Origin of the sequence: Buttiauxella sp., assembly GCF_049686335.1 — a bacterium.
Classification (GTDB): Bacteria; Pseudomonadota; Gammaproteobacteria; order Enterobacterales; family Enterobacteriaceae; genus Buttiauxella.
Genome location: NZ_JBAVHX010000022.1, coordinates 91,743 through 107,160, shown reverse-complemented (window position 1 = coordinate 107,160; position 15,418 = coordinate 91,743). Strand labels below are relative to the sequence as shown.

At 48.9% G+C, this 15,418-nt stretch carries 11 protein-coding genes; 9 read left to right on the top strand and 2 right to left on the bottom strand.

Features of this window, described 5'->3' with window-relative positions; genetic code table 11:
- Nucleotides 1-101: 101 nt before the first annotated feature.
- Complete coding sequence (locus tag WBL83_RS15105; protein ID WP_424589915.1) at nucleotides 102-317, bottom strand: hypothetical protein; 216 nt, start codon at nucleotides 315-317, stop codon at nucleotides 102-104.
- On the opposite strand from WBL83_RS15105, the gene moeA reads away from it, so the two are divergent.
- The 7 genes from moeA to WBL83_RS15070 all read left to right on the top strand — a co-directional run bounded on the left by moeA (nucleotide 316) and on the right by WBL83_RS15070 (nucleotide 10,223).
- On the top strand, nucleotides 316-1,548 hold the full coding sequence (moeA, locus tag WBL83_RS15100) for a molybdopterin molybdotransferase MoeA (protein ID WP_424589914.1): 1,233 nt from the start codon (nucleotides 316-318) through the stop codon (nucleotides 1,546-1,548). The genes WBL83_RS15105 and moeA overlap by 2 nt on opposite strands.
- A gap of 2 nt (nucleotides 1,549-1,550) precedes the next feature.
- A complete protein-coding gene (gene moeB, locus WBL83_RS15095) occupies nucleotides 1,551-2,303 on the top strand; it encodes a molybdopterin-synthase adenylyltransferase MoeB (RefSeq protein ID WP_424589913.1) in 753 nt (250 codons plus the stop codon).
- Between the two features lie 286 nt (nucleotides 2,304-2,589).
- Nucleotides 2,590-3,300, top strand: a complete 711-nt coding sequence (locus WBL83_RS15090; protein ID WP_424589912.1) for a fimbria/pilus periplasmic chaperone — start codon at nucleotides 2,590-2,592, stop codon at nucleotides 3,298-3,300.
- 75 nt (nucleotides 3,301-3,375) lie between these two features.
- Nucleotides 3,376-3,909: a fimbrial protein gene (locus WBL83_RS15085; protein WP_424589911.1), complete on the top strand. Its 534-nt coding sequence runs from the start codon at nucleotides 3,376-3,378 to the stop codon at nucleotides 3,907-3,909.
- A 307-nt stretch (nucleotides 3,910-4,216) separates the two neighbouring features.
- Entirely contained in the window at nucleotides 4,217-6,901 is a 2,685-nt protein-coding gene (locus tag WBL83_RS15080) for a TcfC E-set like domain-containing protein (RefSeq protein ID WP_424589910.1), read from the top strand.
- Nucleotides 6,898-8,043 (top strand): CfaE/CblD family pilus tip adhesin, encoded by a 1,146-nt coding sequence (locus WBL83_RS15075; RefSeq protein ID WP_424589909.1) that lies wholly within the window; start codon nucleotides 6,898-6,900, stop codon nucleotides 8,041-8,043. Before WBL83_RS15080 ends, WBL83_RS15075 begins: the two co-directional genes overlap by 4 nt.
- Nucleotides 8,044-9,089: 1,046 nt before the next feature.
- Complete coding sequence (locus WBL83_RS15070; RefSeq protein ID WP_424589908.1) at nucleotides 9,090-10,223, top strand: CfaE/CblD family pilus tip adhesin; 1,134 nt, start codon at nucleotides 9,090-9,092, stop codon at nucleotides 10,221-10,223.
- 87 nt (nucleotides 10,224-10,310) lie between these two features.
- Here the strand turns inward: WBL83_RS15070 and WBL83_RS15065 are convergent, their stop codons facing one another.
- Complete coding sequence (locus tag WBL83_RS15065; RefSeq protein ID WP_424589907.1) at nucleotides 10,311-11,384, bottom strand: LacI family DNA-binding transcriptional regulator; 1,074 nt, start codon at nucleotides 11,382-11,384, stop codon at nucleotides 10,311-10,313.
- A gap of 295 nt (nucleotides 11,385-11,679) precedes the next feature.
- Here WBL83_RS15065 and WBL83_RS15060 point away from each other — a divergent pair, with 295 nt between their 5' ends.
- Together WBL83_RS15060 and WBL83_RS15055 are read left to right on the top strand one after the other, a co-directional pair.
- Entirely contained in the window at nucleotides 11,680-12,981 is a 1,302-nt protein-coding gene (locus WBL83_RS15060; protein ID WP_424589906.1) for an MFS transporter, read from the top strand.
- Between the two features lie 15 nt (nucleotides 12,982-12,996).
- The gene (locus WBL83_RS15055; RefSeq protein ID WP_424589905.1) at nucleotides 12,997-15,360 is read left to right on the top strand and encodes a TIM-barrel domain-containing protein; all 2,364 of its coding nucleotides are present in this window, start codon (nucleotides 12,997-12,999) and stop codon (nucleotides 15,358-15,360) included.
- Nucleotides 15,361-15,418 lie beyond the last annotated feature (58 nt).

The following is a 15,418-nucleotide window of genomic DNA, read 5'->3' as shown; positions in this document are numbered from 1 at the left end:
CGACATTGCCTTGTCAGAGTTTGTTTTATTCTTAGATTATTGTCGGATGACGCTGCGCTTATCCGACCTACAAAACCAACACAGGATGGATAAGCGCAGCGTTATCCACTATATCCACCATCCGAAATCTCGCCCGCTAAAAATCTATAAGTATCAGATTCGTTGCTGTTAACTAATTCGATTTTTGAATATAGAAAGATGTAAAAGTGATGTAAAGAATAATGACAAAATGGATTACCCATAATGGGACATTCAGCGTCAACGATTTCTCTGACATAATGTTTGCCATATTTTTCCCGCGCAGCAGGAGCTTTCATGGAATTTAACGCCGGGCTTATCCCCCTTGAAACCGCAATGGAACAGATGTTGTCTCGTATTGTTCCTGTCACCGAATCCGAGTCCATCCCTTTGCTGGCAGCAGCTGGGCGCATTACCTCGCACCCTGTCACTTCACCGATTGATGTCCCAGGGTTTGATAACTCAGCCATGGATGGTTACGCGGTACGCCTGCAAGATATTGCGCTGGGTTCAGCACTGCCCGTTGCGGGGAAAGCCTTTGCCGGGCAGCCGTTTGCCGGCGAGTGGCCAGAAGGCACTTGCATTCGCATTATGACTGGCGCACCCGTGCCGCAAGGCACCGATGCCGTTGTCATGCAGGAAGAAGCCACTGTGACCGAAAGCGGCGTTCGTTTTAACGAAGCTGTAAAAAACGGGCAAAACGTGCGTCTGCGTGGGGAAGATATTCGTCAGGGTGCGAGCGTTTTACCGGCAGGTAAAAAACTCACCGCCGCTGAGTTACCGCTGATTGCCTCACTGGGTATTGCCGACGTCGCTGTGTTTCGCAAAGTGCGCACGGCAGTATTTTCTACCGGCGATGAACTGCAACTGCCGGGTACGCCGCTCGGTGAAGGTCAAATCTATGACACCAACCGTCTGGCGGTGCATATCATGCTTGAGCAACTGGGTTGTGAAGTTATGGATCTGGGGATTATTCGTGATGATCCTGAAGCGTTGCGTGCGGCATTTATTGAAGCGGACAGCAAGGCCGATGTGGTTATCAGCAGCGGCGGCGTTTCCGTTGGCGAAGCAGATTACACCAAACAGTTGTTGGAAGAACTCGGCGAAGTGGGTTTCTGGAAACTTGCCATCAAACCGGGCAAACCGTTTGCATTTGGGCGCCTGCAAAATAGCTGGTTCTGCGGCCTGCCGGGTAATCCGGTTTCTGCGGCGCTGACCTTCTATCAACTGGTCCAGCCCTTGTTGGCGAAACTAAGCGGTCAGCAAGGCAATCCTCTGCCACCACGCCAGCGTGCGCGTACCGTTGGGCGTCTGAAAAAATCCCCAGGTCGCCTCGATTTCCAGCGTGGCATGATGCGCACGGGTGAGGACGGACAATTAGAAGTGGTGAGCACCGGTCATCAGGGTTCGCATATTTTCAGCTCATTTAGTCAGGCTAACTGTTTCATCGTCATGGAGCGTGAACGTGGGAATGTAGAAGCAGGCGACTGGGTCGAGGTTGAGCCGTTCAACCATTTGTTTGGAGGCTAACGATGGGCGCTGAACTGAGCGATCGGGAGATGCTGCGCTACAACCGCCAGATTATTCTGCGCGGTTTCGATTTTGACGGACAGGAAGCACTGAAAGCCGCGCGTGTATTAGTTGTTGGGCTTGGCGGGCTGGGTTGCGCCAGCGCGCCCTATCTGGCGGCAGCGGGTGTTGGTCACTTAACGTTGTTAGATTTCGATACCGTGGCGCTGTCTAATTTGCAGCGCCAGACGCTACATCGCGATGCGACCATCGGGCAGCCAAAAGTCGATTCTGCCCGTGATGTGCTTGCAGCGATTAACCCTCATATTCAGATTGACGCTATCAACGCGCTGTTAGACGAAACGCAGTTAATGGAAATGATTGCGGAGCATGACCTGGTGATGGATTGCACTGACAACGTAGCCATTCGTAATCAGCTAAATCAGTGCTGTTTTACGCTTAAAAAGCCGTTAGTTTCTGGCGCGGCCATTCGTATGGAAGGCCAAATCAGCGTCTTTACTTATCGGGATGGTGAACCCTGTTACCGCTGCCTGAGCCGCCTGTTTGGCGATAACGCCCTCACCTGTGTTGAAGCGGGAGTGATGGCACCGTTAGTTGGCGTTATCGGCTCACTGCAAGCGATGGAAGCCCTTAAAGTGTTGACGCATTACGGCACGTCCGCTGCTGGGAAAATCGTGATGTACGATGCGATGACCTGCCAGTTCCGCGAAATGAAACTGCCCCGCAATCCACAATGCGAGGTATGCGGGAAGTAATTGCGAGATAGTGGGGTGATACCCTACTATCTAAATTAATTAATCCTCTAATAATTGCATTAATCTATTTAATTAATGATTCAACTAATAATATTATTCGCACAATAAATGATTAAACCCAAAAGATCGATAGTGTGAATTAATTCATTAAAAAAAATCTAACGCAACTTTTTAATTCATTTATTTCTTTAGCATTGCACATGCCCCCCCCCCCACTTTAGTATTCAAACAACATTTTCAACCCAGTATCATCTTAATTTTCAGATGATAAATGGAAATAAACAGTATGAAGAAATTTGTTTTTGCATTCATCTTGGTACTCATTCAATCTTCCGCTTATGCAAACATTACGGTTTACCCAATGGCTCTGGGTCTGGATTCAAAAGGCGAAGGCAGCGTAAGATTAATATCTAAAACTAACGATGTACAATTTGTAAAAACCCGCCTTCTCAAAATAACCAACCCAGGTACACCTGAAGAAAAAGAAATTGAAATGACTTCGGGGAGTGGGGAAGGCTTAGCTATTATGCCACCAAAATTTGCTATTCCTGGTGGAAGCAGCAAACTGGTCCGTTTTGTTGCCATGAATACGCCAGAGAAAGAAGAAATTTATCGCGTCATGTTTGAGAGCGTACCTTCGCTTGACGATGCATCATCCGATAATACCGGAACGGGTATTAAGACCGATGTGAGCGTGAATCTTGTCTGGGGTATTTTAGTTACCGTACCATCAGCTAACCCAGAAATTAAAATTGCATTATCCTCCGACAATAAAAACTTAATAAATAACGGCACGCAACGCATAAAAATTATTGATATTGGCTTATGCCAGCACGGTAAAAAAGAATCAGAATGTCAGTGGAAAAAAGAAAACAAAAATATATACCCAGACAAGAGCTACGACTTACCACTAACATCAAACTATGAAAAAGTCATTGTTAAATACAGAAACTGGATGGATAAGAAAGAGTCCAGCATTGAATTGAAAATGAATTAATGAGACCTCTCATTATTTAGTACCTGTAGGTAGATTTGTAGTTCAATCTAAGTTCAATATTAAGGATAATATTATATGAAATCGTTTGCTTTGAAACCCCTTGCCGTTGCTGCACTGTTTATTTCACTGGCAGGTTCAGCCGTTGCTGTGCAGAAAGATATCACGGTAACCGCTAACGTTGACGCCAGTATTGATATGACTTTGTCAGACGGTAGTGCACTGCCGAAATCTGTAGAGATGCAATATATCCCTGGCAATGGTTTGTCACCGGTCTCGATGATGACAAAAATCTGGTCAAATGCCACCGCTTCAACTGCGGGTGATGTGCATCTGCAATTAATTACCGCGCCACAGTTAGTGAATAACACCGGCCCAGTTGCCAACCCAGTCCCACTGTCTGTGAGCTGGGGTGGTGAAGCACTGAGCGCCGGAACACCGATTGATTTGAAAACTGCAGCGCTTTTCCCTAATGGTGCAGAGGCCGCAAAAACCGGTTCTCTGGCGAAAGAATTAACCATCGCACAGGCCACCAAAGGGCCTGTAGAAACAGGTATGTATCAGGGCGTGGTCAGCATTTACCTTTATCAGGATCCAACGACTGCACCATAGTCTACTCTGGCATTTCTTTAAAATGAAAACTCAGCCAGTTGTCATACTGGCTGAGTTTCAATTTCAAAAAACATATTTATTGCTGACATTATTTTAGTCCCAAAATAATTCAAGCTGCACTGAGACGGCAAAAGAGCAAGTCCCGATGAGCTTACATAAGTAAGTGATTCGAATGAGTGGCTGTAGCCAATAAAGAGGCAGCTTAAAGTATGACGGGATAGTGTTAATGGCAACAGCAGTAGAATTTATTATTTATATTCATCCGCGTCGGGTGGCTAATATCATGGATGATTGCTGGTGAATTTCTATGAAAAAATATCAATTTATTATATTTGCAGTGTTTTCTCTGGAAGTCTACTCAGCCCCATTAAAAATCCCCGCTGGGTTTGAAATTCTCGCTCAGGGTCAGCAGGAGCGTGTTGATGTCGTAGTCTCTGGCAAACATATCGGTTTTTTTGAGGCCATTGTCAGTCTCGACAGTCTGAAATTTGTCGAACCAGAAAAAGTCCTTACTGCCCTGGAATTACCTTCCAAAACAACAGAAAAAGATTATCCGCTTATTCTCCAGGCTCTGAGCAACTCTTTAGCGCGCAATGACACACTAGCCTGCAGTTACGGGCAGCAGAATACCGGGTGCGGCTATATTCAATCTGATAGCGTTGATGCTATTTACGACAACAGTGAAAACAGTGTCAGCCTGTTTATGAAAAAAGCGTGGATGCCGGTTTCGGGTAAGCATGATTTGTATCTGTCCCCGACAACCAGTGATGTAGTGAACGCTTTTATTCACCAGCAGGATATCAATTTTCTGGCTCAGGAAGACTACAGCAATTTCTTTATTCAGGGTTCGGGAGCACTGGGGGTTAGTGATAACAGTTATATCGCCGGAGACTGGTCATTCTCTGCTACGCAAAATGAAGATGAAAATGATAATCAGGCGGACCTGAACGATCTTTATTATCGCTATGATATTGGCAAGCGTTATTACACGCAGCTGGGCCGTATGGATAGCCGGATGTTATTCAACAACCAGGGCGGTAATTTTAATTTCAGTTTTCTGCCGCTGGGTGCCATTGACGGGGTGCGAGTCGGCACCACACTCAGTTACCTTAACCGCGAACAGGCAAATAAAGGAACACCACTTACCGTGTTGCTTTCACGTAATGCCCGTGTCGATGCTTACCGCAATGAACAGTTACTCGGCTCTTTTTACCTCTCGGCCGGTAACCAGAATATTGACAGTTCTTTATTCCCCTCCGGCAGTTATAACGTGCAGTTGCGTGTGTATGAAAGCAACCAACTGGTGCGCACGGAAACCGCCCCTTTTACCAAAACGGGTGGAATGGATGATGGCAACATTCACTGGTTTGCACAGGGCGGAAAAATAAGTGACGGCGGTACGCAGGACAATACCGCCTTCCAGGCCGGGGTGCGTGTACCCTTCTCCCCTGCCCTTTCGCTGACGCTGGGTACAGCGGCGGTGGACAGTACCGGCTATGTTGAATCCGGCATTGATTATTCACCCGATTTAGGTGCCGCCGGTAGCGTGAGCCTGACGGGCAGGCTGTTCCGCGATTCCGAAAACAGCCACGGCGACAGCGAACAAATTAGCTGGACTGCCAGCAATCTCCCCTCCCTGAGCCTGTACCGTTTTTCATCTTCTGGCGACCACTGTTCCGGCAACTATGACAACGACAGCAGCGATTATACCAACCTGGGGTGCTATGAAAGCCTCAATGCCACGCTCAGTGCCAATGCGCTGTCATGGAATTTCATGCTGGGCTATATCCAAACGAAGAATAATTCCGATTACCATACGCCGTGGGATGAAGACAAAAGCTTTGAAGACAACCTGTTAGAGCAGGCCAGTGAAAACAATACTTCAGAATCCATTCAGTTTAGCGCCTCACGGGCATTCAGCCGCAATGACTGGATGTTCAATACCACATTAGGGCTTTTCCACCGCAAAGATGATGGATATAACGGCACCGATAATGGCATTTACCTTTCACTTGCTGTCAGCCAGTCTCCGCGTGCCGATGAAAACGGAGCCAGCCAGTCCACTCGCCTGAGTGCTGATTATCGCGACAGTCAGAACCAGTCATCACAGTTGTCTTATAACGCCTCTCACAGTTGGTATCAGGACAGTGATAGCCACAAAGAGCTGACGCTTGAAGCCGGGGGGATCAATACCGATACGCTGGATGCCAGCATCAGCGGGCGTCTTGAGGGGCAATACGGCAACCTGAGCTCCACGCTGTCTGACAGTTACGATCAACAAATGGACAAACACACCAGCGCCCTTAGCGGTACCTGGAGTTCCAGCCTTGCGCTCAGCCGCGAAGGCCTGCACTGGGGTGCCGCGGGCTACAACGAGCCTTCTTCTGCTGTTCTTGTCGATATAGACGACCTCGGTGAAGAGGATGACGGAATTGCCGTGGAGGCAAGAGTCTCCGGCAGCCGTACTGCACATATCACCCAGGGCGGTGCCGCCCTGTTCCCGTTAATGGGCTTTGAGCCTGCTGTGGTGGAAATCAGCGACAGCAGCGCCCCTCTCAGCCAGGGCAGTACCACAAATATCATCAACGGCTCCGGTGGGCGAAATATTATGCTGCTGCCGGGGAAACTGCGTCTGCGCCATGTCCAGGTTGAGCATCTGTACGGTTTTACGGGCCGCCTGCTATTGCCCGCCTCGGCAAAAGCGCATCCGGTCATTGGCCTGAACAGCAAAATGCTGCTGCTTAGTGAAGATGGCGGCTTTACGGCTGAGCTGACCACCCAGGCTCCTGCGCTCTATTTATTATCCGGGCAAACCATTTATCAGTGCCCACTCAAAGTCAAAAAACAGCGGGGGATTATTCGCTTTATCGGTGAGGTTTCCTGCCTGTCGATCAACCGTGAAGATTTACCTGATGACGTCAACGAACTGTTGCTGGCGAAATTGAAATCCCGGCAAGTCATAGAAACCGTCTCGGCGGGAGGAAAAGAATGAAACGGATAGCATTGTTAATGATTTTGTGGGCGAGTTCAGGTGCCACGCTAGCAACGGTTGTTCCTCCGGCACCCAGTACGGTGAATATCAACCGTACCGTTGACCGAATGTCGCCACCTTCCGCAGATATCAGTATCTGGAAACGTGCGTCAGGTGGATACGACACGACAGATCCCAAAAAATGGGCGCGAAACGCCTGGGTATGTGAAAGTTCAAGCGATCCCACACATGGACAATGTTCAACATCCGCTATATGGGGTGCAACAGGAACTACAGTCCTACCGTTGTTGTTTGTAGAAAAACGCAGTGGAATGCGTGTCACGCTCAATCTTAGCGGTTTTCGTACTACCGTTAATCATGAAAATGGCTGCGTCGGCATGGAATATAATTACCAAATATACACGGCAAAGGGCATGGTCTGCTATGACGGGGTTGACGGCGGGGGCGGTAATGCTTCAGAAGTTGTTTTAACCCTGGATATTCCCGCAGCTGAGTTGCGCAAGCTACCCATCGGTGGGATCTGGGAGGCAGAATTACATCTCAAACTTATGCAATGGGATCCCAATCAATTTTTGGCCGATTTCATATCAAATATCAAACTAAATGTTATCGACCCGAACCATATCGATATTTACTTCCCGGAATTCAGTCATGCCACGCCTTTAGTGGAGCTTGACTTGCGCCCGCGCGGCGCACCGGACGCCAGTGCGTATGCGCAAGATACCACTAATCTGGATATGTGTTTATACGACGGTTACAACTCTAACAGTACCCGCTTTGAACTGCGACTCAAAGACGAAGGCGTGGTGCCAGCAGGCCGGGCAAGCGAGGATTTTTCAATTTTCCGCGAGGGTGGTGCAAAAGGCCCTGAACGCGACAGAATTGATTACCGCGTTAAACTTCAGGACCCGGAAACCGGCGGTATGCTGGCGGTGAAAAACAATCAAATCATTGTCTGGACGCATGTTAATCAGAATAAAATTCGCCCGGTCCGGTTGCCGAGCATCACCTACCCGGTGTTGTGCGTGCCGACACCGTTACTGCTTGAAGTCGATAAGTTTACGGTGCTGGATAAAAATGCCGGGCATTATCGCGGGACGCTGACTGTCATTTTCACCCCAACGACCCCAACAGTGGATTGAGTTTATTTTTATTGAGTGGGTAAAGCGATTTTACCCACTCAGAACACGCCTTTTATCTCTGCTTTATTATCGCCCCTAACTCGTCCTTTACTCATCATAAAACCCCATGCTACTCGCCACCGTATGCCTCTTGTTCGGGCGAATTAAAATCTACTGATGTATATGCGCCGGTTATTAGCCTGATTGATCGCATGGAACGCACCCCAAAATTAGCGGCACATTGTAATCTCCTTTAAATGACTGTCGCCAAATTGGTTTAATTTGTCATTTGTCACACTTTATAATATATTCACTACAAAAATTATTCATGGGAATTAATCCACCCCCAAAATCAATAAAACCAACCGCCATCACCACTTTTAATCAATTAAATTGATCTTATCGATCTATTATATTTGATATAAAAAATAGATATATTCACCTATAATTTACAGCACATTTAGCGCTGGAGTTTTGTAATTCTTAATTTTCATTAATTTAATTTCACCGGCATCAGAAAAAGTCAATTAACTTTTACCCACAATTATTTTCGTGCAAGTATTTAAAATGTTTTGTTTGTTTTTTTTCGCAAGCAATTATTACCACACACCCGATAACTCCGGGGCAGGATTCAAAAGGTGAAGGCAATATAAGATTAATCTCTAAAACTATACAATTTGTAAAAACTCGCCTCCTCAAAATAACCAATCCCGATCCCCCTCAAAAGGAATTGAAATGCCCCAGCAGTGGCGAAGACTTAGCAAGCTTACCGCCAAAATTTGCTATTCCCGGCGGGAGTAACAAACTGATCTGTTTTGTGTCCATTTGAACGCCAGAAAAATAAGGCATTCATCCGTAGCATATAAAATTATTCGATATTGAATTGTGTCAGCGTCATAACATAATAAAAACATACACCCAGAAAAATATACTTTACCTCCGGTTAGAAGCTTTAAAAAAATCATCGTTAAATACACAAACTGTTTACCTGATGACGTCAACGAACTGTTGCTGGCGAAATCAAAATCCCGGCAGTTCATAGGATCCGTCCAGACGGAAGGAAAAGAATGAATCGGATAACATTGTTGATTATTTTGTGGACCATGCCTTTTATATTGCATGCAGAAATACGCGTTCCTGCACCCAGTACAGTGAATATTCTGCGCACCTTTGACCGGATGGCACCACCCTCTGCGGATATCAATATCTGGTCGCGGGAGTCTGGTGGTTATGATGCAGAAGTTCCCATTAAATGGTCGGGAAATCACTGGATATGTGAAAGCAACAGTGACCCCAAACATGGCCAATGCCCAACATCGGGTCAGTGGTCAGCGGGTGGAACGACAACAGTACCGCTATTATTTACCGAAAAGCGCAGTGGAATGCAGGTGGTGCTAAATATTGAGGGCTATCATGAGATGGCTTTTAATGGTGAGTACTCGTGCGCTAAATATACAGGTCACTATCAAATCTATGGTGCGGGAGGAGGAATCTGTGGGGATGGCACCTCACTATCTGAGGCGGTCTTAACGGTTAACCTCACCACCTCTGAGCTAAGAAAACTACCCGTGGGTGGGATTTGGCAAGCCGATTTACATCTCAAACTCATGCAATGGGACCCCAGGCTGTTTCTGGCCGATTTCAACGCACATATCGACCTGAATGTTATCGACCCGAACCATATCGATATTTACTTCCCGGAATTCAGTCATGCCACACCTTTAGTGGAGCTAGACTTGCGACCACGCGGCGCACCGGATGCCAGTGCTTATGCGCAAGACACCACTTATCTGGATATGTGTTTATACGACGGTTACAACTCAAACAGTACCCGCTTTGAACTGCGACTCAAGGACGAAGGTGTGGTGCCGGCAGGCCGGGCAAGTGAGGATTTTTCAATTTTCCGCGAGGGTGGCACAAAAGGCCCTGAACACGACAGAATTGATTATCACGTAAAACTTCAGGACCCGGAAACCGGCGGTATGCTGGCGGTGAAAAACAATCAAAGCATTGTCTGGACGCAAATTAATCAGAATAAAATTCGCCCCGTCAGATTGCCGGGCATCACCTACCCGGTGTTGTGCGTGCCTACACCGTTACTGCTCGAAGTCGATAAGTTTACGGTGCTGGATAAAAATGCCGGGCATTATCGCGGAACGCTTTCCGTGATTTTCACCCCAACGACTCCAACAGTGGATTGAGATTATTTGAAGGGAGTGGGTAAAGCGATTTTACTCACTCAGAACCCGCCTTTTATCTCGTCCTAAAGATCATCCCTAACTCGCCCTTCACTCATCATACAATCCCACACTACTCACCGCCGTATGGCGCTTGTTCGGGCGAATACGACGCACTGAGTCACGCACCACTAACATCCCATTGAGCAATAAATTCCCGACCGGCGCATCCGGGCGAATTAAACGCTGCTGAAGAATATGCACCGCTTCTTCGCCTAACTGGTCACGCGGGACGTGTACCGACGTCAGCGGCACATCGTGAATGGCAGCCAGATTGAAACCGTCGATACTCATTACCGAAATATCATGCGGCACGCGTAACCCGGCATTTTGCAGCGCACTCACCGCTCCCGCCGCCATAAAATCCCCGCCGACCAGAATCGCCGTTGGCAACTGTTGGCGCGGCGTTTTTTCCAGAAATTCGCTAATCAGTTTTTCACTCTCTTTAGCGCTAAAACTCTGGGCGGTAATCAGATGGCATGAGTCATCAAAATGCAGATTATTGGCATCCCATGCGTCGCGGATGCCCGCCAGACGCAGCTCCATCGTGTAGCGGCGCAAACAGAGTAAATTCACCACCGATTTATGCCCCTGCTCGAACAGGTAACTTGCCGCGAAATCGCCAATCAGCTGATGATCCGGCGCCACACCAGGCAGGCGCATTTTGCGATCGCGGCAGTTGATCAACACGCACGGTTTGCCGAGATCTACCGCCAGATCGTGAATATGCGGATCGTCGATGCCGAGCAAAATAGCCGCTTCTGTTTCTACCTCGTTCATTTTGCTCAAAAATAGGTTGGCATCACTGTCGTTTTCTTCCAGCGCGCAGTAACGCAGCCGCACCTCGTGGGGTGAGAGCGCCTTACTCAGCCCTTGCGTGACACGATAATAAAAGACGTCAGACCGCTCATCAAACGCACGCTGCGGTGCGAAAACAACCAAACTATTAAGTAACATGCGCCCGGCAGCCATGCCCGCGAGTACGCCCTTTTGCCCGGCGCAGTCCAAAACCTGCTGCCGCGCCTGCTCGCTGGTATTGGATTTCCCGGCAAGGACACGTGAAACCGTGCTGATTGAAAGGCCGGTTTCCGCTGCAATTTCGGCGATTTTTAGCTTTTTACTCATTATGTGATCTACGCCCATTTCCGCCATGAAAAATTTCTCATGACAAAGTTTATGGCTTTATCACTGGTTTTATCGTTATCAAACCCACGTATTTGGCTTTCATATGAAAAATTTTGCATAAAAGTCGCTATTGACCATTTTCTAACTGTTTTACGCTCTCTCCACTGCCGCAATTGAGCCTGCCTGTTCGCGGCAAGAAGCAAATAAAATAATTATTAATCAAATAGATACAATTTTCACAATTTTAAATTGTGGCAAATATTCCGACAGATACTGCTTCTACGTGGAGAACAACATGAGTCATGGCATAAATCCTGGGGTCACTGCCGTTAAGGCCAAACGCACCATTCGTAACCTGCGCTGGTGGGTTCTGGTGCTGTTTTTATTAGGCGTTACCGTCAACTACATTACGCGCAACTCCCTCGGTATTTTGGCACCAGAACTGAAAACCAGTCTGGGTATTACTACCGAACAATATTCATGGATTGTCGGCGCCTTTCAGCTCGCCTACACCCTGTTCCAGCCGATCTGCGGTTGGTTGATTGATGTTATCGGCCTGAAACTGGGCTTCTTAGTTTGCGCCGGGATTTGGGCTGTGGTTTGTGTGATGCACGCAGGGGCCGGAAGCTGGTTGCAACTGGCCATTTTGCGCTTCTTTATGGGGGGTGCCGAAGCGGCGGCAACGCCTGCTAACGCCAAAACTATCGGCGAATGGTTCCCGAAAAAAGAACGCCCGATTGCCGCAGGTTGGGCAGGCGTTGGCTTCTCAATCGGAGCGATGCTCGCACCGCCAATCATCTATTTTGCCCATGCTTCTTTTGGCTGGCAGGGTGCGTTCATGTTTACTGGCGTGCTGGCGATGTTATGGGTGATTTTGTGGTGGCTGTTCTATCACAACCCGGAACAACACCCGAACCTCAGCAAAGAAGAACTGGAATTTATTAAGCAGGATAACGAACCTGAAGCGGTAAAACTGCCCTTCCTGACCGCACTGAAAACCGTCGGCAAAAACAAACGCTTTTACGGTATCGCCATTCCGGCATTTATGGCTGAACCGGCCTGGGCGGTGCTGAGTTTCTGGGTACCGTTGTACCTGGCAAGCGAACGCGGCATGGATCTGAAACAGATCGCCATGTTCGCCTGGTTGCCGTTCCTCGCCGCAGACCTCGGCAGCGTCGCCAGTGGTTATCTGACTAAGATTTACACCCGCTGGTTTGGCTGTTCTCGCACTAACTCCATCGTGGCAAGTTCCGTGACCGGCGCATTCCTGATGATTTCTCTGGCGCTGGTCGCCATTACCAAAGACCCGTACATCACCATTGCGCTTATCTCCGTCGGCGGCTTCGGGCACCAGATTATCTCCTGCATGTTGAGCGCGCTAGTTGTTGACTCCTTCGATAAAGGCCAGATGGCGACGGTCAACGGCATGCGTGGTTCTGCCGCATGGATTGCCAGTTTCTTATTCTCGCTGCTGATTGGCGTCACCGCCGACAAGATTGGCTACAACCCGCTATTTATTGCCATGGGCTTTTTTGACCTGATTGGCGCTGTATTCCTGATTTCTTTTATTGCTGAACGCCGCACCAAGCGCGCCTGAAATGGATTGTGAACGATGAAAACTTTGAAGAGCTGGACACTGTTGAAATCTGATGCCAACCACGTGGAGTTAAGCGTGGACGGCAAGCACCGCCTGAACCTGTTTGTGCTGGAACAAGGTATGTTCCGCGTGCTGATTAAGCGCGAAAATAAGCTGGCGCTTAACCGCACCTGGAGCATTGCGCCACAGAATGACGTGCCGTGGGAAGGGCGTGATCGTGAGAGTCTGCAAGGCTTCACGCTGCCAGGTTTTACATTGGAAGAACGTGACGAAACATTGTGTATCAGCACCGATAAACTGCGCGTCACCGTCCACCAGCCGCTGTGGCTTGCGTGGGAATATAAGAACCAGAACGGCGAATGGCAAATGCTCGCCAGCGATCGCCCGACCAGCGCGTATTTATTGAATGCTCACGGCGATGGTGTGGCGCACTATCAGCGTCGCTTTAAAGAAGAACGTTACTACGGCCTCGGCGAGAAAGCGGGCCCATTGCAGCGCACCGGTAAGCGTTATGAAATGCGTAACCTGGACGCTATGGGTTATAACGCCGAGTCCACTGACCCGTTGTACAAACATATTCCCTTCACCATCACGCGCCGCCCGGACGTCAGTTTTGGGATGTTTTACGACAACCTGAGCAGCTGCTGGCTGGATTTGGGTAATGAGATCGACAACTATCACCTGCCCTACCGCCGCTGGCAGGCAGAATCGGGCGATGTGGATTATTACCTGTTCCTCGGCCCGCAGGTTTTAGACGTCACCAAAGCGTTTGTACGCCTGACCGGTAAAACGCTGTTTGGCCCGAAATGGAGCCTGGGTTACAGCGGTTCGACCATGCATTACACCGATGCGCCAGACGCGCAAAACCAGTTGATGAGCTTTATCAAACTGTGTGAGGAGCATGCGATTCCATGCGATTCGTTCCAGCTTTCGTCCGGTTATACGTCGATTAATAACAAGCGTTACGTGTTCAACTGGAACTACGACAAAGTCCCGCAGCCAAAAGTGATGAGCCAGGCATTCCATGATGCAGGGATCAAACTGGCAGCCAATATCAAACCATGCCTGTTGCAGGATCATCCGCGTTATCAGGAGGTCGTCGAGCAAGGGCTGTTTATTAAGGATTCCGAGCAAGATAGCCCGGAACGTTCGATCTTCTGGGATGACGAAGGTTCGCATCTCGATTTCACCAACCCGGCAACGGTGAAATGGTGGCAAAACGGCGTCACCACGCAACTGCTGGAAATGGGCATCGACTCCACGTGGAACGATAATAACGAATACGAAGTGTGGGACGGTGAAGCGCGTTGCCACGGCTTTGGCGAAGAGATTGCTATCAAAAATATCCGTCCGGTGATGCCGCTATTAATGATGCGCGCCTCACTCGAAGCGCAGCAAACTTTTGCCCCGGAAAAACGTCCGTATCTCATTTCCCGTTCCGGTTGCGCCGGGATGCAGCGTTACGTGCAAACCTGGAGCGGTGATAACCGCACTAACTGGAATACGCTGCGCTACAACACCCGCATGGGCGTGGGCATGAGCCTGTCAGGTTTATATAACGTGGGGCACGATGTCGGCGGTTTTTCAGGCGACAAACCTGATGCGGAGCTGTTTGTGCGTTGGGTACAAAATGGCGTGATGCATCCGCGTTTCACTATCCACTCGTGGAATGACGACCAAACCGTCAACGAACCGTGGATGTATTCGTCGGTTACTCCAGCCATTCGCAGCGCTATCGAAACGCGTTATCGTCTGCTGCCCTATTTCTACACCCTGCTATGGCAGGCGCATGCGGATGACGAGCCAATGCTGCGCTCAACGTTCCTCGACCACGAGCATGACGCGAAAACCTTCGACGAGTGTGACGACTTTATGCTTGGCCGAGATCTGTTAGTGGCAAGCGTGGTGGAAGAAGGCCAGCGTGAGCGTGAAGTCTGGCTGCCGGAAAACGGCGCAGGTTGGTATGACTACTACACCGGTCAGTGGTATAGCGGCGGCCAGAGTATTGTGGTTGATGCACCACTGGAACGCTTGCCGTTACTGGTTCGTGCGGGAGCTGCCCTGCCTCATTCGGCACGTATTACTCACGTGGATGCCAAAGCTGACACGGTGCGCGAGTTGAAAGTTTATCCTCTGCAAGGCACTGGCGTTTCGCACGGCAGCCTGTTTGAAGATGACGGCGAATCGTGGGGGTATCAGCAAGGCAATGCGCTGTGGCTGAACTGGGAAATTCGCTGCACCGCAGATGAAATTCATGTGAACTTCACTCGTAAAGGTGATTATCAACCGGCCTGGAAAGAGATGACGTTAACGCTACCTGCTGGAGAGAAACGTCGTTTGATTGTTGGCGGGAAAGTGCAGGATTGTTGGAAGGTTTAATCAATAAAAAAACCGCCGAAAGGCGGTTTTAAACTGCTGATTAAGTTATTTCGTAGGT

Excerpts from the sequence above, each read along its gene's own strand:
- moeA (WP_424589914.1), top strand. The coding sequence starts at position 316 with ATGGAATTTAACGCCGGGCTTATCCCCCTTGAAACCGCAATGGAACAG.
- WBL83_RS15105 (WP_424589915.1), bottom strand. The coding sequence starts at position 317 with ATGAAAGCTCCTGCTGCGCGGGAAAAATATGGCAAACATTATGTCAGA.
- moeB (WP_424589913.1), top strand. The coding sequence starts at position 1,551 with ATGGGCGCTGAACTGAGCGATCGGGAGATGCTGCGCTACAACCGCCAG.
- WBL83_RS15090 (WP_424589912.1), top strand. The coding sequence starts at position 2,590 with ATGAAGAAATTTGTTTTTGCATTCATCTTGGTACTCATTCAATCTTCC.
- WBL83_RS15085 (WP_424589911.1), top strand. The coding sequence starts at position 3,376 with ATGAAATCGTTTGCTTTGAAACCCCTTGCCGTTGCTGCACTGTTTATT.
- WBL83_RS15080 (WP_424589910.1), top strand. The coding sequence starts at position 4,217 with ATGAAAAAATATCAATTTATTATATTTGCAGTGTTTTCTCTGGAAGTC.
- WBL83_RS15075 (WP_424589909.1), top strand. The coding sequence starts at position 6,898 with ATGAAACGGATAGCATTGTTAATGATTTTGTGGGCGAGTTCAGGTGCC.
- WBL83_RS15070 (WP_424589908.1), top strand. The coding sequence starts at position 9,090 with ATGAATCGGATAACATTGTTGATTATTTTGTGGACCATGCCTTTTATA.
- WBL83_RS15065 (WP_424589907.1), bottom strand. The coding sequence starts at position 11,384 with ATGAGTAAAAAGCTAAAAATCGCCGAAATTGCAGCGGAAACCGGCCTT.
- WBL83_RS15060 (WP_424589906.1), top strand. The coding sequence starts at position 11,680 with ATGAGTCATGGCATAAATCCTGGGGTCACTGCCGTTAAGGCCAAACGC.
- WBL83_RS15055 (WP_424589905.1), top strand. The coding sequence starts at position 12,997 with ATGAAAACTTTGAAGAGCTGGACACTGTTGAAATCTGATGCCAACCAC.